At 70.8% G+C, this 24,087-nt stretch carries 18 protein-coding genes; 11 read left to right on the top strand and 7 right to left on the bottom strand.

Annotated features, from left to right (window positions below):
- Positions 1-10: 10 nt before the first annotated feature.
- Positions 11-1,174 carry a DUF6777 domain-containing protein gene (locus FCH28_RS38275; protein WP_169314237.1) on the bottom strand — a complete coding sequence of 388 codons (1,164 nt, stop codon included), beginning with the start codon at positions 1,172-1,174 and terminating at the stop codon, positions 11-13.
- A 348-nt stretch (positions 1,175-1,522) separates the two neighbouring features.
- Here FCH28_RS38275 and FCH28_RS24840 point away from each other — a divergent pair, with 348 nt between their 5' ends.
- Positions 1,523-2,833, top strand: a complete 1,311-nt coding sequence (locus FCH28_RS24840) for a streptophobe family protein (protein ID WP_136742368.1) — start codon at positions 1,523-1,525, stop codon at positions 2,831-2,833.
- A gap of 167 nt (positions 2,834-3,000) precedes the next feature.
- Here the strand turns inward: FCH28_RS24840 and FCH28_RS24835 are convergent, their stop codons facing one another.
- The 3 genes from FCH28_RS24835 to FCH28_RS24825 form a co-directional block, all read right to left on the bottom strand.
- The gene (locus FCH28_RS24835) at positions 3,001-3,972 is read right to left on the bottom strand and encodes a serine/threonine-protein kinase (RefSeq protein WP_246103196.1); all 972 of its coding nucleotides are present in this window, start codon (positions 3,970-3,972) and stop codon (positions 3,001-3,003) included.
- Between the two features lie 89 nt (positions 3,973-4,061).
- On the bottom strand, positions 4,062-4,934 hold the full coding sequence (locus FCH28_RS39925) for a hypothetical protein (RefSeq protein WP_136742366.1): 873 nt from the start codon (positions 4,932-4,934) through the stop codon (positions 4,062-4,064).
- Positions 4,935-4,950: 16 nt separating this feature from the next.
- Positions 4,951-7,293: an ABC transporter ATP-binding protein/permease gene (locus FCH28_RS24825; RefSeq protein ID WP_136742365.1), complete on the bottom strand. Its 2,343-nt coding sequence runs from the start codon at positions 7,291-7,293 to the stop codon at positions 4,951-4,953.
- 340 nt (positions 7,294-7,633) lie between these two features.
- Between FCH28_RS24825 and FCH28_RS24820 the strand changes: the two genes are divergently transcribed.
- Positions 7,634-9,091 carry a nucleobase:cation symporter-2 family protein gene (locus tag FCH28_RS24820; protein WP_136742364.1) on the top strand — a complete coding sequence of 486 codons (1,458 nt, stop codon included), beginning with the start codon at positions 7,634-7,636 and terminating at the stop codon, positions 9,089-9,091.
- Positions 9,092-9,204: 113 nt separating this feature from the next.
- Here the strand turns inward: FCH28_RS24820 and FCH28_RS24815 are convergent, their stop codons facing one another.
- Entirely contained in the window at positions 9,205-9,843 is a 639-nt protein-coding gene (locus FCH28_RS24815; protein WP_136742363.1) for a transcriptional regulator, read from the bottom strand.
- 1,071 nt (positions 9,844-10,914) lie between these two features.
- Between FCH28_RS24815 and FCH28_RS24810 the strand changes: the two genes are divergently transcribed.
- The 6 genes from FCH28_RS24810 to FCH28_RS24785 all read left to right on the top strand — a co-directional run bounded on the left by FCH28_RS24810 (position 10,915) and on the right by FCH28_RS24785 (position 18,777).
- The gene (locus tag FCH28_RS24810) at positions 10,915-13,392 is read left to right on the top strand and encodes a glycosyltransferase (RefSeq protein WP_246103157.1); all 2,478 of its coding nucleotides are present in this window, start codon (positions 10,915-10,917) and stop codon (positions 13,390-13,392) included.
- Positions 13,389-14,630 (top strand): acyltransferase family protein, encoded by a 1,242-nt coding sequence (locus FCH28_RS24805; RefSeq protein ID WP_136742361.1) that lies wholly within the window; start codon positions 13,389-13,391, stop codon positions 14,628-14,630. The genes FCH28_RS24810 and FCH28_RS24805 overlap by 4 nt, the downstream gene beginning before the upstream one ends.
- 94 nt (positions 14,631-14,724) lie before the next feature.
- Positions 14,725-16,092, top strand: coding sequence for an outer membrane protein assembly factor BamB family protein (locus FCH28_RS24800; RefSeq protein ID WP_136742360.1), 1,368 nt, complete (start codon positions 14,725-14,727; stop codon positions 16,090-16,092).
- A 175-nt stretch (positions 16,093-16,267) separates the two neighbouring features.
- A complete protein-coding gene (locus tag FCH28_RS24795) occupies positions 16,268-17,200 on the top strand; it encodes an ATP-grasp domain-containing protein (protein WP_136742359.1) in 933 nt (310 codons plus the stop codon).
- A complete protein-coding gene (locus tag FCH28_RS24790) occupies positions 17,197-18,072 on the top strand; it encodes an ATP-grasp domain-containing protein (RefSeq protein WP_136742358.1) in 876 nt (291 codons plus the stop codon). The genes FCH28_RS24795 and FCH28_RS24790 overlap by 4 nt, the downstream gene beginning before the upstream one ends.
- 72 nt (positions 18,073-18,144) lie before the next feature.
- A complete protein-coding gene (locus FCH28_RS24785; protein ID WP_136742357.1) occupies positions 18,145-18,777 on the top strand; it encodes a GNAT family N-acetyltransferase in 633 nt (210 codons plus the stop codon).
- 87 nt (positions 18,778-18,864) lie between these two features.
- Here FCH28_RS24785 and FCH28_RS24780 read toward each other — a convergent pair whose 3' ends face one another.
- A complete protein-coding gene (locus tag FCH28_RS24780) occupies positions 18,865-19,731 on the bottom strand; it encodes an AraC family transcriptional regulator (RefSeq protein WP_136742356.1) in 867 nt (288 codons plus the stop codon).
- Between the two features lie 160 nt (positions 19,732-19,891).
- Between FCH28_RS24780 and FCH28_RS24775 the strand changes: the two genes are divergently transcribed.
- From FCH28_RS24775 to FCH28_RS24765, 3 genes are all read left to right on the top strand, one after another.
- Entirely contained in the window at positions 19,892-20,095 is a 204-nt protein-coding gene (locus tag FCH28_RS24775) for a hypothetical protein (RefSeq protein WP_136742355.1), read from the top strand.
- Between the two features lie 414 nt (positions 20,096-20,509).
- Positions 20,510-21,892, top strand: a complete 1,383-nt coding sequence (locus FCH28_RS24770) for a family 2B encapsulin nanocompartment shell protein (protein ID WP_136742354.1) — start codon at positions 20,510-20,512, stop codon at positions 21,890-21,892.
- Positions 21,879-23,390, top strand: a complete 1,512-nt coding sequence (locus tag FCH28_RS24765; RefSeq protein WP_246103156.1) for a SufS family cysteine desulfurase — start codon at positions 21,879-21,881, stop codon at positions 23,388-23,390. Before FCH28_RS24770 ends, FCH28_RS24765 begins: the two co-directional genes overlap by 14 nt.
- Before the next feature lie 89 nt (positions 23,391-23,479).
- Here FCH28_RS24765 and FCH28_RS24760 read toward each other — a convergent pair whose 3' ends face one another.
- Entirely contained in the window at positions 23,480-23,914 is a 435-nt protein-coding gene (locus tag FCH28_RS24760; RefSeq protein WP_136742353.1) for a CBS domain-containing protein, read from the bottom strand.
- Between the last annotated feature and the right edge of the window lie 173 nt (positions 23,915-24,087).

Below are 24,087 nucleotides of genomic sequence, written 5' to 3'. Positions count from 1 at the left end.
TCCGGCGGTCCTAGTAGGCGGAGCTGTCCGGGGCCGGCGAGGGGGGAGTGTGCGGTGTGCTCGGCTCGGCGGGCGGGGTCGTGGGCTCCGAGGTCGTGGCGGACGGCGACGGGGCGGGGGTGGTGGGCGACTCCGTCGTGGCGGAAGGTGTCTCGGAGGGGGTTTCCGCCGGCCGGTTCGTCCGGTAGTCCGACTCGCCGGTGTCGCCCCTGGGGCGCTGGAACCACTGGCCCGTCTCCGTGTCGACAAGGGTGAAGCTGTCCATCTCCGTCGCCGATTTCCGGACGGTCACCACGTTCGAGCTCTGGTACCCGGGCCATTTCTGCCCGGTTGTCTTGGGAGTCGCCCCGAAGCTCTCGGGCGGTGTCAGCGGGTTCCCGCAGGCGCAGCGCACCCGCGGCACGCCGTACGCGTCGATCATGACGGCCGTGCCGGTCTGGAGCACCGACTGGAAGGTGGTGGCCTTGCCGTCCTTGTAGCCGTGGTTGGTGACCCAGGTGTCCCGTTGCAGCTGTACGGGCGTGAGCTGCCGCAGATAGGACGGGAGCTGGTTCCCCTTCTTGCCCAGCACACCGGCGAACGCGTCGGCCTTCTCCGGATAGTGCTGGAGGTAGTCGATCTGCTGCTCGACGTCGCAGCTCGCGGCGTTCATGCTGCCGCCGTACAGGCCGGGCTGCCCGCCGGACACGCTGGGCGCCTTGCCCGGGGCGGACGTCGCGCTCGGCGTCGCCTTCGGCGAGGTGGCCCCGGGTGACTCGTCCGCCGTCGACTTGGTGAAGGGGTCGTCGCCGTCGGCGGCGGCCGCTTGGAGTTTCACCTCGCCCGCGCCGGTCTCGCCGTTCGGGCGGGTGAGGATGATGGTCAGGACGACGGCCGCGACCACGGCCGCCGAGATGATCGCGACCCGCGGAGCGGACCGCCACCAGGGTCTGCCACCGCCCGGCCGGCCGCCGTAACCCCCGCCGCCTTCGCCGCCCCCGCCCCCGTAGCCACCGCCCTCGCCGGGGCCGCCAGGTCCGCCGGGATATCCCGGTGTCGTGGGCTCCTCCGGCCGGTCCTGCCCCACCTGCGTCGGTTCGTGCGAGGGACCGGAGGGCGCGCCGGACGACGGGCCGGAGAGCGGGCCGGACGGCGGTCCGGTGGGGTGGCTGTCCGGCGGCGGTGGAGCTGTCACGGGTCCCTCTTCCAGCGTGTGTGGGCCATCCGGCGATCCGGATTTCGCCCCTGTTTGTCTGGGTTGCAGCCATTGTGTGCTCGGGGTCGGCGCTGTCCGCAAGCGGGGCGGCCCGTGCGTGCTTACGGTGGTGCGTGCAGGAGTTGGCGGGAGTGCCGGACGTGTGGTGAAGGCGCCTCAGATCGGACGGAGGATCAGACGGAGCCCGGGATCCTCCCCAGGCCACCCGCGGATCGTCCCCGTATCACCCGCGGATCACCTGCGGACCATCAACCGCGGATCACCTGCGGACCGTCCCCGGATCAGGCGGATCCTTCCCGCGTGGTCCCGTGCCCGGGAGGAGACAGCGTGAGCCAGATGCCCGGCCCCGCGTCGGCCGTCCCCGCGCGTCCGGCACGTCCCGGCGGCGCCGCGCCGCCCCTGCGGGCCTGGGGGCAGGCCCTCGGCGCGGCCGCCGCGGGCATCGCCACCATGTTCGTGGTCGCCGCCCTCGGCCTGTGGGCGGCGGGCGCGGCGGACCTGCCGGGCGGCGCGTTCTTCCCGGTGGTCGCGGCCACCGTCCTCATCGCGGCCGGCGGCACCGTCGAGCTGTCGGGCGGCGCCGGGTTCATCGTCCAGGCGGACGCCGCCACCGACGTCGTCCCGCTGTCGGTGACGCTGGCCGGCGCGCTGGTGACCGCCACCGTCTTCCTGCTGCCGCTGCGCCACCGGGCGGTGGCGACCACCGGCGAACTGCTCGGCCGCATCGCCCGGACGGCGGCCTGCTGGCTGCTGCTTCTGCTGCTCCTCACGCTCGTGGCCCGCCACAGCTTCACCCTCTCCCTGGGCGACGACATCGCCGACGAGATCGGCGCGGAGCTCGGCGCGACACCCACCGTGGGATTCCGCGCCGACCTCCCCGCGACGCTCGGCCTCGGCCTGCTCTGGGTCCTGGCGCTGCTGGCCCTCACCTTCCTCGTCTCGCGCCGGGCCCCGCTCTCGTCCCGGCTGCTGCACCTCCAGAACTCGGTACGGCCGCCCGCCTTCGCGATGCTGCTGGTGCTGCTCGGCTATGTGGCGGTCGGGCTGATCGTCGGCGTGGTCGTGCTCATCACCGAAGGCCATCCCGCCGAGACCGTCGCGGTGATCCTCCTCGGGCTGCCGAACCTCGCCTGGATCGCGCTGGGCGTCGGCACCGGCGGCGCCTGGACGGGCCATGTCGACAAGGCCATCGGACTGCCCATGCCGCAGGCACTCGACCAGGTGCTGCGCACCCGCGGCGGGAGCCGGACCCTCGACCTGGGCTCGATCGCGGAGCGCGACGGCCGCGCCTGGGTCCTGGTGGCCCTGGCGGCGCTGGTGCTGCTCGCCGCCGCCTTCGCCGCGGCGGTCCGCTCGCCGGCCCGGCTGCCGGCCTGGCGGCACGCCCTGGAAATCGCCGCGGCCCTGGGACTCACCCTGCTCATCGTCGGACTGCTCACCCGGATCTCCGCGCACTACGGGGTCTCCCTGTTCAGTGAGGGGGACCTCGGTGCGGGGCTGGGCGGCGAGGTCACCCTGCTGCCGCAACTCCTCCGCCTGGTGGCGGTGGGCATCGTCTGGGGGCTGGTCACCGGCTACCTCGGCAGCCTGATGGCGCGACGTGTGCGACATCCGGGGGAGGTCGGGGACAACCCTTAGGGGGCGTTCGAACGGATCCCCTAGGGGACGGGAAGGCCCCCTGCGGGTCCACAACGCGGGGGCGCTGGGCGGTATTCCGCCGGGTGGCCCCCTCGATTCCGCCGGGTGCCCCCCGATTCCGCCGGCGGCCTCGCCGGATCACCGTGGCTGATTCCCCCGTTCCCCGGCTACCTCCCCGGGAACACCGGTGTCGCCCATCGAGGCGGTGGCGGGGGAGCGGTGCTGCGCGGTCCCTGGTCCACCCGTACGTCCACGCGTGTCGGAGCGTGGCCCTCCGGTGGGCCGGTGGTGGCGCCGGGCACTGGCGTCCGCCCGGCCGCCCGCAGTGCCGCCACAAATCCCCGGCAGGTGTCGTAGCGGTCCTCGGGGGCCTTGGCCAGGGACTGGGCGAACACCGTGTCGACGGCCGGCGGAAGGTCGGGCCGCAGGCTGGTCAGGGTCGGCGGCGGGTCGTACTGATGGGCCCAGAGCAGGGCCATGTCGTCATCCCGCCGGAACGGCGGCGCCCCGGTCAGCATCTCGAAGATCACGCAGGCCAAACTGTAGACATCGCACCGGCCGTCCACCGGGCGGCCCGAGATCTGCTCCGGTGCCACGTAGTCCAGCGTGCCGACGAACTGCCCGACGCTGGTGAAGCCCGTCAGCGACAGCGATTTCTTCGTCAGGCCGAAGTCCGTCAGATAGGCGTGCTCCGGGCGGTCGGCGTCGGTGCCCTCGGCGATCAGGATGTTGCCGGGTTTGACGTCCCGGTGCACGAGGTCGTGCGCATGGGCGGCGTCCAGCGCGGACGCCACCTGGAGCGCGATCCGGCAGGCGGTCTCCAGCGGCAGCCGGCCGTCGCGGTCGAGCAGCGCCCGCAGGTCCCGCCCCTCGACGTACCGCATCGCGATATAGAGCACGCCCTCCGTCTCACCCGCCTCGAAGACCGGCACGATGTGCGGATGGTCGATCGCCGCGGCCACCCGTGACTCGTGGACGAAGCGCTGCCGGAAGGTGTCGTTGCGGGCGAGTTCGGGCGCCAGCAGCTTCACCGCGACGGTGCGGCCGAGCCGCAGGTCCTCCGCGCGGTAGACGACCGCCATGCCGCCCCGGCCGATCTCCTCCCGCAGCTGGTATCCGGCGATCCGGCGGCCGCGCAGCGCGGAGGTGTCGGAAGCGGGGCGGCTCTCCTCGGGACGGCTCTTCTCGGGGCGGCTCTCCTCAGGGCGGCCGGGTGCGCCCTCGGCGCTCACGGGGAGTCACCCGTGCGGGTCGGTGGGTGCGCGGGGCGTGGCGGCAGGTCCTCCGGCCGGATGGCACGGGTCTCGTCGGGGTCCGGCGCGTCGGGCGGAGGCGGAGGGCCACCGGGCGTACCGCCGCGAGGACCATCCGGAGCTGGTGCTGGTTCCGCCGCCTCGGATGCCGGTTCCCCCGCGCCCGGCACGGGTTCCCCCGCCCCCGCGCCGTAGTCGGCCTCCGGTGGCCCCTCGGCCGCCCGCGCCCCCGCCCCCGCCCCGTACGCCTCCACCGCCCCCAGATCCGACTCTCCGACGCCCGGCCCCCCGGCCTCGGGCGCACCCGGATCGGCACTCTCGGCACCACTCGCCGATGACCCCGCTGACCTGCCACCACTCGCCGACGGCCGTTCCGTCACCGCGAAGGTCTGCAACGAGACCCCGTCGCAGTAACACCACCGCTCGTGCCGTACGTCGTAAAGCCAGACCGCCTCGCCGTCCACGACCACCCCCACCCGCATGCCCCGGGTGCGTTCCGCGAAGGACTCGCCGTCCAGCCGCCCCGCGGCCAGCTCCTCCACCAGCCGTCGGAACCGGCCCAGCTCGCCCTCGACCGCGCCCAGCAGCGGCCGGGGGTCCGCGGTGCGGGCCGCCGGCTGTCCGGCGGCGGGCGGGCCGTGCGGCAGTGACAGCAGCAGCCGCCCGTCGACCCATGCCGACCAGCCGTTGGAGCACAGTGCCAGCGCCCAGTCGCCGCGGCGGTCGACCACCTGGACGGGCAGCAGCGGATCGAGCGGCACCGTCGGCCGGCTGCCGTCCGGCGTCGACCAGGCCGACATGCCGTCCGGCGGGACGACATGGCTGGGGAGGAAGTGGGGCGCGGTCACAGGCGGCTCCTCGGCGCTACTTGCGCATGATCTCGGGCTCGCGCCGTCGCAGCAGCTTGGCGACCAGGAATCCGAGGATGGCCGACAGCACGACCAGCATGACCATGTTGAGCAGCCAGATCCACGGCGAGTGCTGGAACAGCGGGTCGGCGGTGATCTCCTGCGGCACGATCCGGTGCAGATCGATCGTGCCCGCCATGCCGCCGAGCGCCCACCGGGACGGCACCAGCCACGCCAGCTGCTCCAGCCCCGGCACGCCGTGCAGCTTGAGCAGCGCACCGCAGAACACGACCTGCACGATCGCGAGGAGGACCAGCAGCGGCATGGTGACCTCCTCCTTGCGCACCAGGGCGGAGACGAACAGGCCGAGCATCATCGCGGTGAAGGCCAACAGCGCCACGGCAAGGGTGATTTCAGGCAGCGGCGGCAGCAATACCCCTTTTCCTCCCGGCGCGTTCAGATCCACCCCGAACAGTCCCACCATGGTCAGTACGACGGCCTGCACGACCGTGATCAGCCCCAGGACCAGCACCTTGGACATCAGATACGCCGAGCGGGACAGGCCGACGGCTCTCTCCCGTTGGTAGATCACCCTTTCCTTGACCAGCTCCCGCACCGCGTTCGCGGCGCCCGTCAGCACCGCGCCGACACACAGGATGAGCAGCGCGTTCAACGCCGAGTCGGGGGTGAGCTTGCTGCCGGCCAGGGCGTGTGCCATCGCACCCATCACGAACGGCAGCGCGACCATGATGATCAGGAACGTCCGGTCGGCGGACAGCGCCGCCGCATACCGCCGCACCAGCGTGCGCAGCTGGCCGCCCCAGCTCTGTGCCTTGGGCGCGGCCACCGAACCGCGCGGCGCCTCGGGGATGTGGCGGGGCTGCTGCGAGTCCGCGGAGATATAGCGCCGGTGCACGGGGGAGGCCCGGAACTGCCCGGCCCAGTCCCGCTCCCGGTCGTTCTCGAAGGCCTCGAACGCCTCCGGCCACTGCTCGAAGCCGAAGTACGGCAGCGCCTCCTTGGGCGGCCCGTAGTACGCGATCCGGCCGCCCGGCGCGAGCACCAGCAGCCGGTCGCAGACATCCAGGCTGAGCACACTGTGGGTGACGACGATGACCGTACGGCCGTCGTCCGCCAGGCCGCGCAGCATATGCATCACCGAGCGGTCCATGCCCGGGTCCAGCCCGGACGTCGGCTCGTCGAGGAACAGCAGCGACGGCTTCGTCAGCAGCTCCAGTGCCACACTGACCCGCTTGCGCTGGCCGCCGGAGAGGCTGTGGATCGGCTGCTTGACCCGCTGGTCGAGGCCCAGTTCGTGAATGACCTCGTCGACCCGTGCCTGTCGCTCGTCCTTGGCGGTGTCCTCGGGGAAGCGCAGTTGCGCGGCGTAGGAGAGGGCCCTGCGCACGGTCAGCTGGGAGTGCAGGATGTCGTCCTGCGGTACGAGTCCGATGCGCTGCCGCAGCTCGGCGTAGTCCCGGTAGAGGTCGCGGCCGTCGTAGAGCACCGCGCCCTGGTCGGCGGGCCGCAGCCCGGTCAGCGCGTTGAGCAGTGTCGACTTGCCGGCGCCGCTCGGTCCGACCACCGCCAGCAGCGACCGCTCGCCCACGGGGAAGGACACCTCGTCGAGCAGCGCCTTGTGGTCGACGTGTACGGCCAGGCCCTGGACGTCCAGTGACACCTCGCCGGTGTCGACGAACTCCTGGAGTTCCTCGCCGACGAGGGCGAACGCGGAGTGGCCAATGCCGATGATGTCGCCGGGGACGACCGGTGAACGATTCACCGGCTGGCCGTTGAGGTAGGTGCCGTTGTGGCTTCCCAGGTCGACGATCTCGTAGCCCTCGGTCCCGGCGCGCAGCTCCGCGTGCCGGCGCGAGACCGCGAGGTCGTCGACGATCAGGTCGTTGTCGTCCGCGCGCCCGATCCGGGTGGTACGGGCCGCGGGCAGCGGCCGTACCGAACTGGGCCGGCGGAAGGTGTGGGTGGCGGCGGGATAGGCGACCGCGGACGGCTTCCGGGTCATGGTCTCATCCTGCCGCGGCACCCCGGAGAGCACCGCGCACGGGCCGTCGGCGGGATTCCCGAACCGGATCACGCTTCCCGGTCCGACATCGGTCCGCTGCACCCGGCGCCCGTCGGTGAAGGTGCCGTTGGTGCTGCCCTCGTCCTCCACCATCCAGTGGCCGGCCGTGGTCCGCAGTACCGCGTGATGCCAGGAGACCCTGGCGTCGTCCAGTACGACATCGCTGGCGGGATCGCGTCCCACGTGGTAAGTCCGCTGCGGACTCATCACCCGGGTGTCACCGCCGGACTCCACGACGAGCTCAGGCGCGGTAGGAGAATCCGGCCCCTGTGCCATACCAGGAATTTTACGGCGGTGTCCTGGCCCCCGCCTGTTGTGACTCCGGAGCCCGGCGGCCGGCTACTCGCGCGAAATGCCGGAGGTCAACTAAGGTGACGCTCCGATCGGCCCCACCTGCAAATTCCATAGAAATACCGGGATTTGCTTCGCTGAATGCAGGATGTCCTGCCGAACCAGGACGCATTGCGCAGCGCGGGCTGTGTGGGCATCGGTGGTGTGGGCAACACCGCTGAACGTCGGCTTTGTATGACCCAGGCCGGCGCCGTAACCGTCCTTGTGGGGACGGAAAGGCGCCGGTTCCCCTCTTATTCACCTACCTCCCGAAGGCAAGGCAGAGATGGCACGAGTCCCCCGGCAAACCTCCCAGCAGTCCCTCCGCCAGAGGGCTCACCCCGTCGACGAGGTACTGCCCGTCGGCAAGCTCACGCTCTACGGATTCCAGCACGTCCTCGCCTTTTACGCGGGAGCGGTAATCGTCCCGATCCTCCTCGGAAATGCCTTGGGCCTGTCCCACGAGGAGCTTGTCTACCTGATCAACGCGGACCTGCTGACCTGCGGTATCGCCACCATCATCCAGGCCCTCGGCGTCTGGAAGATCGGCGCGCGACTGCCCCTGGTCCAGGGCGTCACCTTCACCGCCGTCTCACCGATGATCGCCATCGGCCTGGGCGCGGGCGGCGGCACCGCCGGTCTGCTCGTCGTCTACGGCGCGGTGATCACGGCGGGCATCGCGACCTTCCTCCTGGCGCCCTTCCTCAGCAAGCTGGTGAAGTACTTCCCGCCGGTCGTCATCGGCACGATCCTCACCATCATCGGCCTCACGCTGATACCCACCGGCCTCCAGGACGCGGCCGGCGGTGCCCAGTTGGCCGGAAAGCCCGAATTCGGCGATCTCAAGAACCTCGGATACGCCCTCGGCACCCTGCTGTTCATCCTGGCCCTGGTCCGTGTCGGCAAGCCGTTCCTGAGCAGCCTCGCGGTGCTCCTCGGCCTGGTCGGGGGCACCACCGTCGCCTGGTTCCTCGGCGACGTCGACCTCAGTGCGGTCACGAACGCCGACTGGATCGGCGTCAGCACGCCGTTCCACTACGGCATGCCGAAGTTCGAGCTGTTCCCGATCATCGCGATGGTCATCGTCATGATCATTACGATGGTGGAGACCACCGGCGACGTCTACGCCATCGGCGAGGTCACCGGCAAGAAGGTCGACAACGACACCGTGGCCAGCGCGCTGCGCGCCGACGGTGTCGCCACCGTCCTCGGCGGCGTCCTCAACTCCTTCCCCTATGTGGCGTTCGCCGAGAACATCGGTCTGGTGCGGATGTCCAAGGTGATGAGCCGCTATGTGGTGGTCGCGGCCGGCGGATTCATGATCGTCCTGGGGCTGCTCCCGAAGGCCGGCAGCCTGGTCGCCGCGATCCCGCACCCGGTGCTCGGCGGCGCGGCGATCTCGATGTTCGGCATGGTCGCCGCGGTCGGCATCCAGATCCTGGGCAAGGTCGATCTGCGCGAGGAGCGCAACGCCCTGATCGTGGCCGTCGGCTTCGCCGCTTCGCTGCTGCCCACCGCCATTCCGCAGCTCTTCGAGCGGATGCCGGAGGACGTCCGCGCGGTCCTCGACAGCGGCATCACACTGGGCAGTCTCACCGCGATCCTGCTGAACCTGCTCTTCAACGTCATCGGGCGTCGCAAGTCGATGGAGATCGACTGGGACGACATCGAGGACGACGACGAGCCGATGGATCCCCACATGGGCACGGGTGGGCGGGGGACAGGCGGGGCTGCCGCGCACTGAGCGGCGCCGTACGCAGAGGCCGGGGTGGGACCCGTACGTGGTCCCACCCCGGCCTCTTGTCTCCCTGCCGAGGGTCTCGTCGCGTCTCCCCGTCGAGCCCGCTCGCGCTGTCCCTAGTGGTTCACCGTGTTGAACGGGGGCGCCTCGCCCGCGTCGCCGATCAGCTCCCAGAAGTGGTCCACCAGCCGGCGCAGATACGCGGAGCGCTCGGCCTTGATGCCCTTGAGCAGGGAGTCGTCGTTCCTGGCCACCACATGGCCCATGTAGCGCTCGGAGAACTCCTGGAACTCCGTGTGCATGGTGCGCAGCGCGTCGCCGACCCGTGTCTTGTTGAGTGTGGTGATCTCCGTGATCGGTCCGACGTGTGCCTTCCAGCGCCCGTCGATGGCCGTCCGCAGATGCCCGGCCAGTTCGTCGACCCGGCCCATGACCCCGATCAGCTTGCGCAGCGACAGGCCCAGGGCCTCCACCAGCGCCTTGGTCTGGCGGTAGTCGCCGGGCCACTCCTGTGCCGCCTCCGCCGCCCGGTAGATCTCCGGATCCATGCCGATCAGCTGAGCCAGCCGCTCCGCGCTCAACTGCCGGGCCATCCGGTGCTCGGCCAGGGTCCGCGGTTCCACACCCATCAGCACGGTCGGCGGGCACCACAGGACATCGGCGAGCACGAAGAGCTGGTGCTCGGTCGGGATCTGGGAGCCGTACTCCCACGCATCGACCATCTCGGGGCGGACCGGGGCCCCGCACGCCGTCATGGTCTGGGCGACCTGAGCCGTGCTCAGACCCACCCGGGCCCGCGCGGATCTGGCCTCTGCTGGGGAAAACGGAGTGCTGTACACGTACGGGACACCTCGCTGCACCCGGAGCGCGAGGGTGCTTTGGGGGAGCGGTAGATGGAGGAACCTCCAGGGGCGGGCAGATTAACAGATGGTCCAGAGGTACGAATCTCCAGTTCCTCCGCGACGCAAAGGCGCGAGCCGGCGCCTTTGGCGGAAGCCGGAGTTACTGCCTAGTAGTTGATTTCGGTCATCAAGCCGCGTACCGGATATAGCAGTTCGAGAAGCGCGTAACGGTCGGCGTGCCGAAAGTGTGGAGCCGCGGACCCAAAGGCGCGAAATGGCCGTGTATCGGCGTTAGGGGCGCGTTTCCGTTCCGCGAGGCTGGTAATACAGTCGGCCGTAATGAGAGTGTTACGTAGATGAAGGTGCAGTGTCACAGTGATCGCCGAGGCTTGCGTTGTCGACGCACCCACCGACCCGGGTTCGCCGGCTGCACTGAACCTGCACTGAACGACATTCGGTCCTCCCCCCACAATCCGATCAGGATGGGACCTCCACATGCGAACACTCCTGGATCGCGCTCGCGCGCTCCGAGGCTTAATACCTGCGCGTCCTGACGAGAGAGGTCGACTCGCGGAAAGACGGTCTCCAGGCCCTGTCCGGTGGACAGGGTCTCTCGGTGCCTCCGTCAATTGCCGGTGCCCTGCGCCAGACGCAATTGGGCCGGGCCGCCCGGCACCCTCTCGCCATGACCACCGCGCCACCCCGCGCGCTTTCGCGACCGCACGGACGATTTCCGGTTTCCCGCTCCGGGGCAGACCTGGCCACGCCGTTTCCGGCGTCAGATGAAGTCGCCTTCCGGGCAGGCCCGTTGAGCCGCCCGCCGTGCGTGTACCGCCACTGAACAGGCCACCGACCGGCCTTTGACGCCGGGCTGCCGCCTGCTGCTGTGACCCGGACGCCAAGGCCCCCCATGGTCCGCAACTCCCGCACTCCTGGCGACCGGACCGGCTTTCGCGTGCCTCCATGCAAGAAAGGACAATCCCGGTGCTCACTTCGCACCAACCAAGCCCCCAGGACTCCTCCGTGGCGCTGCTCGGCAACGCGGACACGGCAGTCCACAGCGGCCTCGGCCGCCACCCCGAACTCGCCGGCGCCCCCCACGCCGACGCGCCTCGGACCGACGCCCCCCACCCCCACGCCGATGCCCCCGCCGGCGGCGGCCACGTCCTGGTGGTCGGCACCCCGGGACCGCGTGTGGACCGGCTGACCCAGACCCTCCGGTCGACCGGACACGAGGTCAGCCACGCCCCGCCGGGCAAGGTGAACCAGCAGGTCCAACAGGCGCCCCCGGACGCGGTCGTGGCTCTGGACGAGCACGGCCGACACGGCCCCGACCCCAGCCGTACACCGGGCGACCAGCGGGCCGGCCTCGACCTGATCCGCGAGGTCCGCACCATCCCCGGCGGGCGCGCCCTGCCGCTCGTCATGGTCACCGCCACCCCGGAGCCCGCCGGCATCGTCGACATGCTGCGCAACGGGGCCGACGACTGCATACCCGAGGCCTCCGACCCGGTCGAGCTGTCCGCCCGGATCGAGGCCAAACTCCGCCGCGTGCCGGTCCCGGTGGAGAGTCTGCTCCTCGACCCGCGCACCGGCCTCTACTCCCACCCGCACTTTCTGGACGAACTCGACCGGGAACTCCAACGCCCCGAAGCGAGCCGGCGCGGCGGCGTCATCGCCGTGGTCGGCGTGGCCGAGATCGGCGCCCTCGAAGCCCGGCTCGGACCGCGGGTACGCCGTGAGGTCGCCGAACGGCTGGCCGGTGTGGCGGAGCGGCTGGGCAGTTTCTGCGACCGGCTGGGCTGGGACGACGACGGCCATCTGCTGATGCTGATGCCCGGTGTCGACGAGGAGACCGCACGCCGCGCCCTCCAGAAGTTCGCCAACACCGTGGCCGGCACCCGCTTCGTCGTCGCCGACGAGAACGTCCGCCTGACCCCGGCGATCGGCTGGCTGCCGCTGGCCGAATGCCCCGACGGAACACAGGCGATCGCCAAGGCGCGGGACGCCGTACAGGAAGCCATCCGGCACCGGGACCTACGGCCCGTCAGGTACGCGCCCTGGATGCGCGGTGCACCGCACCGCCACCGGCGCCGCCCCCTCGGCTCGCTGATCCGCCCCGCCCTGTCGGCGCTGTCGCCGGTCCTGACACTGCTGCTCGGTGTCGGCGTGCCGTTCGTGCTCTACCAGCAGACATACGAGCTGGGTTGGGACCTCGGCTCGGCCATGTACTGGGTGGTGGTGGCAGGGCTGGTGCTGTCCGCGCTGCTCATCGTCCTGGAGTGCCTGTACTCCCTCGACTCGACCCCCCGGCCCGAGAAGCCCGGCCAGCCCTATCCGCCGGCCAGCGCCGTCATCGCCGCGTATCTGCCCAATGAGGCGGCGACCATCGTCGACACCGTCGAGTCGTTCCTCCGCCTCGACTACCCCAACGAGCTGGAGATCGTGCTCGCGTACAACACGCCGCACCCCCTGCCCGTCGAGGAAACCCTGCGCGAGATCGCTGCCCGCGACCCGCGCCTCGTGCTGCTCCCGGTCGCCGGCTCCACCTCCAAGGCGCAGAACATCAACGCCGCCGTCACCCGCGTCCGCGGCGAGTTCGTCGGCATCTTCGACGCCGACCACCACCCCGCCCCGACCGCCTTCCGCGACGCCTGGCACTGGCTGTCCAACGGCTACGACGTCGTCCAGGGCCACTGCGTGATCCGCAACGGCGACAGCTCCCGCGTCGCCAAGCTGGTCGCGGTCGAGTTCGAGGCGATCTACGCGGTCAGCCACCCGGGCCGCACCCGCCTCTACGGCTTCGGCGTCTTCGGCGGCTCGAACGGCTTCTGGCGCACGGATCTGCTCGCCCGCACCCGTATGCACGGCTCGATGCTGACCGAGGACATCGACTCGACGCTGCGCGCGCTCAACGAGGGCTCCCGGTTCGCCGTGGACCGCACGCTCATCTCCCGCGAACTGGCCCCCACCACGCTGAAGGCGCTGTGGAACCAGCGGTCGCGCTGGGCACAGGGCTGGCTCCAGGTGTCGCTCAAGCACCTGTGGCAGGGCCTGCGTTCGCCGGTCTTCACGGTCCGTCAGAAACTGGGGATGTTCGTCCTGCTCGGCTGGCGCGAGATACAGCCCTGGCTGACACTGCAGATCCTGCCGATCCTCCTCTACTCGGCGTGGCGCGCCGGCGGCTTCGAGCGGCTCGACTGGGCGGTGCCGATCTGCGTCCTGGCCGTGGTGTTCACGATGGCCGCCGGGCCCGTACAGGCGCTCTTCGCCTGGCGGCTCGCGGTCCCCGAACTGCGCCAGCGCAGCCCCTGGTTCTGGTCGTACTTCTTCGTCTCGACCTTCTTCTACAGCCACTTCAAGAACCTGGTGGCCCGACAGGCCCATCTGAAGGAGGCGTTGGGGGACCGGCAGTGGCGGGTCACCCCGCGCGCCGCCGCGAAGGCGGTGGCCCGACGATGAGCACGCTGTCCGAAGTCCGCCCCGCCAAGCCCGCCCCCGCCGCCAGGCTCCGTCCGCCGGAGGGGGCCCCGTCCCGCAGCCGGGCCAGTGACATCGACGGCTTCCGCGGGCTCGCCGCGCTGAGCACGGTCATCTTCCACGTATGGCAGCAGTACTACAGCTACGACTCGAACGGCATGCACCCACCGGTCGCCAACGAGTACGTGGGTGCCGTCCTCTCCCTCGAAGTCATCGACCTGTTCTTCGTGATGTCCGCGTATCTGCTGACGCTGTCGTACGCGCGGGCCGCGATCGACGGACGGTCGATCCGGCCGGCCCGGCTGTTCCTCTTCCGCCGCGCCATCCGCATCCTGCCGCTGTATTTCCTCGCGGTCCTCGTCGTCTGGGCGACCCGCAATCCCACCCTGCCGGGCAACTGGCAGGACCTGGTCGAGCATCTCACCTTCACCCATGTCTTCGACCAGCAGCGGATCTTCTACACCCTGGGCCCGACCTGGTCCCTCTCGCTGGAGGTGCTGTTCTACTTCGTGCTGGTCGGGCTGGGGCCGCTGGCGGTACGCGCCTGCCGGCGGCTGCGGCAGCGGCGCACCCGGGTGGCCGTGTGCGCGGCCGGCTGCCTGCTGCTGTACGTCGTGCCGCTGGTCTGGATCGCGGTCGCCCACTACGTCTACGGGGTGCCGCACACCGACTGGGCCGTCTACTTCGGCCCGCAGGCCCGCTTCGGCGGATTCGCGGCAGGCATGGGACTGGCGGTGCTGACGGCAGCCCTGGGCGACCGCGGCAAACTGCGCAAGGGCCCCGCGCTCACCCTCTCCATGGCCGCGCTGGCCGGCCTCTACTACCTCTCCCTCGACTCCGCCCCCGAGAACTTCACCTTCACCTACTACCACCCGCTCGCCTCCGCCCTGTGGGTGCTGCTGCTCTTCAGCACCCTCCGGGTACGCCAACGCACCTACTGGAACCGGATGCTGACGGCCCGCTGGCTCACCGCGGTCGGGCTGATCAGCTACAGCCTCTTCATCTGGCACGAGCCGGTCATGCTCCAGCTCCACAAGGCCGGGCTGCTGCCGACGGGCCAGGCGGGCTTCCCGCTCGCCATCGCGATCGTGCTGCTGGCGGCCGTGCCCACGGCGGCGGCCAGCTACTGGCTCATCGAGTACCCGGCAACGCTGCTCGCCCGCCTCAAGGACAACCGCGGCCGGCCCCGCGACTTCTACCCGGAACCGGCCACCCGCTGACGGCTCGCCCGGTCCCGCTCGGCCCCGCCCCGTGGATCCGCACCGGGCGGGGCCGGGTCGCGTCTGCTCACCGGACGCCGCCTAGCCTGCGGGTATGGGGACGCACAGGCGAATAGGGACGGGCATCGACCGGCGGCAGATGCTGAAGCTGGGGGCGGGCGCCGCGGGGGCGCTCGCCTCCGTCGCCGTCTGGCGGGCCGTCAACCAGGCCCTGGAAGAGGACAAGCCGCCCGCCCACCGACCGCGCTGGACCTTCCTCCTGGAGGACGAAGGCGATCCGGGCACGGACCTGGCACCCGTCGTCCACGACCACGGGACGGTCTACCTCGCCACACAGGACGGCCCGGGGCTGTACGCGTTCGACGCCACCACCGGCCGCAAGCGCTGGCACACCCCGCTCCCCGGCACCTACAGCAGCGACCTCACCGTCTCCGCCGGAACGGTCTCGTCCGGCACCGTGTACCTGACCACCGATGACGGCACCGTGCACGCGCTGCGCACCTCGGACGGTGAACACCGCTGGACGGCCCGCCCCAGCGGGCCCAGGGACGACATAGCCGGGTTCAGCGCCCCCATGTCCGCAGGCTCCCTCGTCCTGCTGAGCATCCTGCCGTCCACCTACGACGAGGACCCGGACCCGCCCCCGTCGGTCCTGTACGCGCTGGACGCGACCTACGGACATCTCGTATGGGACCGGGACGCCACGCTCCTGGACGTACGGGACGGCCTCGCCTACATCAGCCTCCCGGACGGGGGAATCGGCGCCCTCGACCCGCAGACCCAGGAACTGCGCTGGTCGGCCCCGCCCGGCAAGAAGCCGGCCCACCGCACCGTGGACGTCTTCGGCAAGGACACCCTCTACGGACGGAACGGCGACATCGGCATCGGCTCGGAGCTGGTCGCCTACGATCCCCGCACCGGCGCGGTGCGCTGGACGAGCCCCGCCGAGCACGCCTCCTCCGCGGTCCTCCAGGGCGACACCGTCTACATCAACGCTCCGGGTCACGGCAAGAACGCCCAGCAACGGCTGCACGCGCTCAACGCCGCGACGGGTGCGGTGCGTTGGACCGCCCCGGCCTTCTCGACCGTCTCCTACGAGAGCCCCGTGATCGCCGCCGACGCCGACTCGGTGTATCTGATCTGGAGCGAGGACCTGAACCTCGACGAGTCACTCACGACCGTCCAGGCGTACGACGCGCGTACCGGCCGGCCCCGCTGGCGGGCAGAACGCCCCGAGTCGTCCTACTGCGCCGTCACGGCCCCCGGGCACCACCTCATCGTCGGCTACCTGGACGACTGGTACGGCTATGACGCCCGCAGCGGCCGGGCCAGGTGGCGGGTTGGTTCGGGGGAGGACGGGTCGGCGGGGACTCCGCCGCTGGTCGCGGACGGCATGGCCTTCTGCGGCAACGAGGAGGGGGTGCGGGCCATCCGGCTCACCCGGCGTCCGGAGGAGCGTTAGGGCCGTCCGAAGGGTCGGGGCCGGAAGAGTCCAGGGCCCCGGGCTCCGGGCGCCGCCGTCCGCCGACCGTTGCCCGAGCCGGAGCCCACACCAGGTCGTCAGGACCGGCATGGGATTCTGAGATGTCATGATCTGCCGGATGCGCGGCGGACGTCCGGCGATACGAGGATGGACGATGAAGCTCTGCTTCCTGGTGGAGGAGCAGTACCGGCACGACGGCATGCCGCTGGATGTGATCCGCCAACTCACCGCCTGGGGCCATCAGGTGGATGTGGTGTGGCCCGGACGGTCGCTGATCCCGATATCCGAGGCGATACAGGCCGGCAGCCATGACGCCTGGGTCCTCAAGACCGTCTCCGGCGGGCCCGGGCTCACCTTGCTGGAGGCCGCCGCCTCGGTCGGTCTGACCACGGTGAACGACGCCCGCGCCATCCGCGGTGTGCGCGACAAGGCGCTGGCCGCGGTGATCGCCCGCAGTCAGGGCCTGCCGGTCCCGGTGACGTACGCGGCCTCCAGAGCGCAGGAGTTCGCGGCGATCCCCGCGTCGGAATTCCCCCTCGTGGTGAAGCCGGCCGACGGCAGCTCCGGGCGCGCCGTCCGGCTGGTGGCGACGCCGGAAGAGCTGATGGCACCGGCCCTGGAGCCGGGCGCCGGGCCGGGCGGCGCCGACCCGGTGGGCGAGGGGATGCTGATCGCCCAGCCGTATGTCGCCAACTCCGGCACGGACCTCAAGGTGTACTGCGTCGGCGGCGAGCTGTACGCCACCGAACGGTGCTCACCGCTGCACCCGGGGCGGACCGTCCCCGAACGCCGGGTCCCGCTGCCCGCCGATGTCGCCCGGATCGTCTCCCGGATCGGCGCGGTCTTCGGCCTCGACCTCTACGGCGTGGACATCGTCCTAGGCCCGGACGGCCCGATCGTCGTCGACATCAATGACTTCCCGAGTTTCCGGCAGGTCCCGGACGCGGTGGCACGTGTCGCGGACGCGATCCTGCACCTCGCGCGCACCGGCGCTGGAGTGCCGGAAACCGTCGCTGCCTCTTCCCCGACGTCCGCCCGAACCCTCGTCCCGGCCGGTTCCGGCGTTCCGGCAGGCCACGTCCGGTGAGGATCTGCCTGATCACCGCGGCTCCCGACCACCCGCTGCTGGCCGCCGCGACCGACATACTGACACCCCGTCACCAGGTGACGTCGATCGACCCGGGCGAGGGCGCGGCCGCCGGACGCCCCGCGGCGGACCTCGCCGGGCCGGAAGCGCTCGCCGACGTCTATCTGCTCAAAGCGCGGACCCCCAGGGCACTCGCTCTCGCCGCCTCCCTTGAGGAGCGCGGCGCCCCGGTGCTCAACTCGGCCGCGGCGACCGCACTGTGCCAGGACCGGACCGAGATGGCCGCGCTCGCCCTGCGGGCCGGTCTGCCGTTCGCCGCCACCAGGACCGTGGCCACGCTGACGCGGCTCGCGGCGGAGCGGCCGGCCGTCCCGCTCGTCATCAAAAGCCGGCACAGCCGACGCCATGACCTCGTCGCCCGCGCCGACGACACCGCTCGCATACGGGAACTGGCGACGGTCTGGCCCGACGAGCCCGTCGTCGTCCAGGAGTTCACGCCGAACAGCGGCTGGGACCACAAACTCTGGGCCGTGGAGGGCCGTCTCTTCGCCGCGCTGCGCCGCTCCGAACTCACCCCGGAGGGACGCGGACCGACCCTGCCCCTACCGGTCCGCGACCTCCCCCCGGGGTGGGCCGACCTGGTCCGCCGGGTCGGTGAGGTCTTCGCCCTCGACGTCTACGGCGTGGACCTGATCGACGCCGGCGACGGCGCGCCCCTGATCGTCGACATCAACGCCTTTCCCGGTATTCGCGGTCAGGCCGGCGCCCCGGAAGCGCTGGCGGAGCTGGCGGTGCGCGTGGCGGCGGGGAAGCGCGGGCCGCGGGCCTTGGTCGCCTTCAATCCGCCCGGTGTTCCTTCGGGTTCGCGATAAAGGAGCTGCCGCTCCGCACCCGGTGACGTAATGTGCACTCCCGTAGAGTGTCTATTACCTTGGGAGGGTGTGATGGTTCCGGACCTCGTCAGGACCTGGGCGGTCGGCTGGGCCGTGTCACGACACCGGCCCCGGCCGGCACAGCTGCCCTGGGGGCACTACATCGAGGTGGGCAAGCCCGACCAAGTGGGGCGCCATGTACTGCCCGACGCCACCGAATCCTCGGTACGCGAGGCCGCCGCCTCGGTCACCGTGCCGCACACCTGGCTCAAGGCGCCCGTCGCGCCCGGGACGGTCGAGCGCTGGCTCCCGCGGGGCTGGGTGGTGGACCGGGCGGAAACCGGCCATCTGATGGCCGTGGACCTGCGGGCCACGGACCCGGTGGCACCCGACGGCTACACCGCTTCCGTGGAGTCCGGCGACGGCGTCGTCCATGTCCGGGTCCACGACGCGGCAGGCGAGTTCGCCGCCGAGGGGCAGATGGCCCTCGTGGGAGAGGCCACGGTCGTCGACCGTGTGGTGACCGAGGAGGCCCACCGACGTCGCGGCCTGGGCGACTTCGTGATGCGTACGCTGGCCGATCGTGCGGTGGCGGAGGGCGCGTCCCTCGGCGTCCTGGGCGCGACCGACGAAGGGCGCGCGCTGTACGAGACGCTGGGGTGGAAGGCGCACGCCCCGCTGGCCGCCTGCATCTACCGGCCCTGAAGCGCTCCACCGTCGTGACCGGCACCGTCCCGGCCGGCACCTCAGGCGCGACGGTGTCCCTTGCGGAACACCGTCGCGCCGCCAGGCTCAGACCGCGGTCCGCTCCACGGGAATCCACAGCTCCGCGTCCGCCTGCGCGGCGTCCTGCGACAGCCGGGTGCGCAGGATCTCGGGCCCCGGCCTGCTCCGGTACGGATTGGACGGGAACCACTGCGTGAACACATCCCGCCACAGGTGCTGGAGGGCCTGCGGGAACGGCCCGGAGTTCTCGAAGACGGCCCAGGTCCCCGCAGGGACGGTGAGCGCGTCCAGATCCTCCGGCACTTCGGCCCTGGTCACCACGCCGTGGTAGTAGTCGAGTTCGGTTCCCTCCGCCCGACTCGGGTCGAGGCCGTCGCTCACTCCCACGATGCCCTCCGGCGCCTGATCCGACAGCGCGGTGACACGCCGCATCGTCTCCTGATCGATGCTCCGGATGAAATCGGCGATCGCCTGGTTCGCCCCCTCATGGACGAGCGGGACGCGGGCCTTCCTGCCGACCACACGGAACTGTTCCTTCTCCAAGATCCGGTACCGCAGGCTGCTGCTCCCCTCGATGACGAGACGGAAGGACATCCGCGGCTGGGAGCGCAGAGCGGCACCGGTCCGCCGGGCCTCACCCGGACCCACCCCGTGCACGGCCCGGAACGCGCGCGCGAACGCCTCCCCCGAGCCGTAGCCGTAGCGCACCGCGATCTCCAGCAGCGTCGGCTCACCGGCGAGCACCTCGGCTCCCGCGATGGTCAGCCGCCTGCGCCGGATGTACTCCGACAGCGAGATCCCGGCCAGCGCGGAGAACATCCGGCGGAAGTGGTATTCCGACGTCACCGCTATCCGCGCCAGCTCGGCGACCTCGATCCGTTGGTCGAGATGCGACTCGATGTGTTCCAGGGCCTCGTTCAGCCGCTCCAGCACTCGGACTCCTTCCCTTGCGCCCACAACTTTAGGAACGCCGCGCCCTGCCGGACCCGACATTCCGTGCCCGGTCCCATCGGGTGCGAAGAAGCCACGTCGGGCGACGTCGTAGGTACGGGTACTCATGCGCGGACCCGTCCGTACCGCCTATTTTCTCCCGGTGTCCACGAACTCGACGTCGCAGCCTGCCTCCGACGGCAGGGGCGGCATGTGCTGCTGTCTGCTGTTCCTCGCCCTGCCCGTCGTCTGGCTCCTCTGCGCCCCGCTCCTGCCGGATCGAGTGGCCTGGCTCCCGTACGGGTTGGCGGCCGTGATCTGGAACGGCACGGACGGTCAGGGCGGCATCAGCCACCTGCTCGGCTAGCCGGCGCTGAACTCGGCTGTGTACGCCCCTGTTTCACTCCTGTGCGCCGGACCTTCCGGGGCCGGCGCTTATGCGAAATCGACGCCCCAAAGGCACCTCATAAGCGGCCCTTTCAGAAATACAAAGCCGCCTTATGAGGGCAAATCTAGTCGCATATGGGGTGTGGCGTGGTGTGTCCCATAACACCTGGAGGCAATGCCTCCGGTAATTCCACGCATGGTGGTGCGGTGCACGACGGACAGTAGTCGCACGCTTATGCGGAATTACACATTCGCGGAAACATGTATTTCCGGCCGAAGCCGGTCCGACGGTCGGTTGCGGACACCTCGGTCCGAGAAACACGATCGGACACAGATCCCGCATGCCGTCGGCCGTGAGCCGGCCGTTCGGCATGCCTGTCTCCGAGGAGGTCCTGTGAACGACCGGATGAGTCTCAGCCCGGATGCGGCACGGCAGCTCGCGAACACGACCAAGACCACCCCCCAGATGCGCGGCATCACCCCGCGCTACCTCCTGCGCGCCCTGCCCTGGGTGGACGTCGAATCGGGCGTCTTCCGCGTCAACCGGCGCCGCACCTACGTCCTCGGCGACGACCGCATCACCACACACTCCGACGGCGGCTCGCCGCGCATCATCCCCGGAGACCTGCGCGAACTGCCCTACCTCCGGGAGGCCGACGACGCGCTGCTCGGCGAACTGGCCGGCGCCTTCACGGAGGTCGCCTTCGAGGCCGGGGAAATGCTGGCCCAGGACGGAGACGCACACGACCGCCTGTGGGTGCTCGTCCAGGGCCGCGCCGAGAAGCGGTCGAGCGGCCGCTACGGCGAGGACGCCCTGCTCGAAGTGATCGGCGACGGCCAGTTCTTCGACCTCGCCGCCTGGACCCGCGCCGAGCCCATCCCGTACCGCGTCAAGGCGCTCACCCCCGGCGTCGCCCTGTGCGTCGAGCGCAGCGTGCTCGCCGGGCTGTGCGAACGCGACGCGGCCGTGCAGGGAGCGCTGGACGCCTTTGTCACCTCGGGCGACGTCATGGCGGGCGCCGAGGTGCCGGTCGACCTCAGTGCCGGGCACGACGGCGAACCCGACCTCCCCGGGACGTTCGTCGACTACGAGGACACGCCCCGCGAGTACCACATGACCCTCGCGCAGACCGTGCTCCGGGTGCACACCCGCGTCTCCGACCTCTACAACGGGCCCATCGACCAGACCCGGGCCCAGTCCAACCTCACCGTGCACGCGCTCCGCGAGCGGCAGGAGGCCTCGCTGCTCAACCACCCGCAGTTCGGCCTGTTCAACAACGTCGCCCCCGGGCAGCGGGTGCAGTCGCGCACCGGCGCCCCGACGCCCGACGACCTGGACGAGCTGCTGTCCCGGGTCTGGAAGCAGCCCGGCTACTTCCTGGCGCACCCCAAGGCCATCGCCGCCTTCGGCCGGGAGTGTACGCGTCGGGGTGTGCCCCCGGTCATCGACAACCGGTTCGGCAGCCCGCTGCTGACCTGGCGCGGCGTCCCGCTGCTGCCCTCCGACAAGGTGAAGTTCTCCGGCAACTCGGGCATCGGCACCACCGAGATCCTGCTGATGCGCATGGGCGAGGCCGAGCAGGGCGTGGTGGGTCTGCGCCCCGCGAAGGTCAACGACGAGGTCGAACCCGGCCTGTCGATGCGCAACATGGGCGTCGACCAGAAGGGCATCACGTCCTACCTGATGACGGCGTACTTCAACGCCGCGGTGCTGGTGGAGGACGCGACCGCGGTGCTCCAGAACGTCGAGGTGTCCAACTACCATGACTACTCCTGACGTTACCGGCGGCCTGCCGTCGACGGCGGTGCTGAACCCGGTGGGCGGCGGTCTGCCGACGGGTGGTCCGCCGGCCGGCGACCCGCCGACGCCGGAGGAGGCCGCAGCGCCCCCAGGGGGAGTACCGACCACGGGTGCGGTGCCCGGTACGGGTGCGGTACCGACCACGGCGGCCGTGCCCGCCAGCGGTGCGGTGCCGACCACAGGGGCCGCTTCGCTCCCCGGGGCCGTACCCACCACAGGGGCGATGCCGGCCGCGGGCCTCCCCACCGGTCAACCCGCCGCCTTCTCCCCGGAGATGGCCCGCAGGGACTTTCCGATCCTGCACCGGACCGTCAACGGCCACCCCCTGGTCTGGCTCGACAACGGGGCCACGACCCAGAAGCCACGCCAGGTGATCGAGGCGGTGGCCGGCTTCTACGGTGCGGCCAACTCCAACATCCACCGCGGCGCGCACACCATGGCCAGGGAGGCCACCGAGGCGTACGAGGGGGGCCGGGCAGCGGTCGCCCAGTTCCTGGGCGCCGCCTCCCCGGACGACATCGTCTTCGTACGCGGCACCACCGAGGCCATCAACCTCGTCGCCCAGACCTGGGGGCGGGCCAACCTCGGCCCCGGGGACGACATCCTGGTGCCGGTGCTGGAGCACCACTCCAACATCGTCCCCTGGCAACTGATCGCCAAGGAGACCCGGGCCCGGGTGGTCCCCGTCCCCCTACAGGCGGACGGGCGGATCGACCTCGACAAGTACGCCGACCTGCTCTCCATGCGGACCCAACTCGTCGCGATCAGCCAGGCGTCGAACGTGCTGGGCACCGTCCCGCCGGTCAAGGAGATGACCGCGCTGGCGCACCGCTACGGGGCGAAGGTGCTGGTGGACGGGGCGCAGGCGGTGGCGCACTTCCCCGTCGACGTACAGGACCTGGACGCCGACTTCTATGTGTTCTCCGGACACAAGCTGTTCGCCCCCACGGGCATCGGCGCCCTGTACGCGAAGCCGGAGATATTGCAGCAGATGACGCCGTGGCAGGGCGGCGGCAACATGATCGAGTCGGTCGACTTCGGCCGTACCACCTTCGCCCCCGTCCCTCACCTTCTGGAGGCCGGTACCGGGCATATCTCCGGGGTGGTCGGCATGCTGGCCGCGCTGAACTGGCTGACCGCCTTCGACCGGGACGCCATCGCCGCGTACGAGACCTCGCTGATGGCCTATGCGCAGCAGGCCCTCGCCACGGTCCCCGGACTGGAGGTGATCGGCTCCGCGCCGGAGCGGATCGCCGTACTCACCTTCACCCTCGCCGGCCACGACCCGGCGGAGATCGCCGCCTGGCTGGACCGTGACGGCATCGCCATCCGCGCCGGCCACCACTGTGCCCAGCCGGCGTTGGCCCACTACGGCCTGGAGAGCGCGGCACGTGCGTCGCTCGCGCTCTACAACACATCCGAGGAGGTGGACCAACTGGTGGCATCGCTGCACCGCTTGCAGCAGGCCACCTGACGCCGGTTCGTGGAAAGTCGGGGCGGCTGCGTCACCGGATCACCGGTGGCGCAACCGCCCTCGCGCATGACCACGAGGCGGACGGGCCGCTAGGCGGTCGCGTACACGGCGTTCGCGAACTCCGCGATCTGTGTGTCGGTGAGGTTCTTGGCGAGGTTGGCTTCCGTGATCATGCCGATCAGCTGGTGGCCGCCCTTGACGTCGATCACCGGCAGTCGCTTGACCTGGTGGTCTTCCATGGTCTTGAGGACGTCCTTGGCCTCCGCCTCGGCGTCGATCCAGAACAGTGGCCTGTCCAGGGAGCCGGCCTGCACCGTCGCCGGGTCGACTCCCTCGGCGATGCACTCGACCACGATGTCACGGTCGGTTATCAAGCCCTTGAGCTTGTTGTTGTCGCCACAGATAGGCAGACAACCGACGTTCAGCTCGCGCATCATCTTCGCCGCGTCCAGCAGCGTCTCGTGCGCGCCGACGCACTGCACACCGGCGGACATGATGTCTCGGGCCAGCAGCTTCTTAGCCATGATTCCTCCCGCCTTGGCACCTTTGCTTGCTTCCGCCTTCGATGACACCACGGATGGCTCAATGCCGCTTCCGGGGGCGGGGGAGCCGCGCGGTGCATGCCGTCGGCGTCGTCCGAACGGGTGAGGTGCCGCGACGGAGGGCGGGGTGGAGAACCGCCCGCGGTCCCGTTGGC

Source organism: Streptomyces piniterrae (genome assembly GCF_005048155.1).
GTDB lineage: Bacteria > Actinomycetota > Actinomycetes > Streptomycetales > Streptomycetaceae > Streptomyces > Streptomyces piniterrae.
Note: the sequence above shows the minus strand (reverse complement) of the source record. Positions and strands in the feature narration are given on the sequence as shown.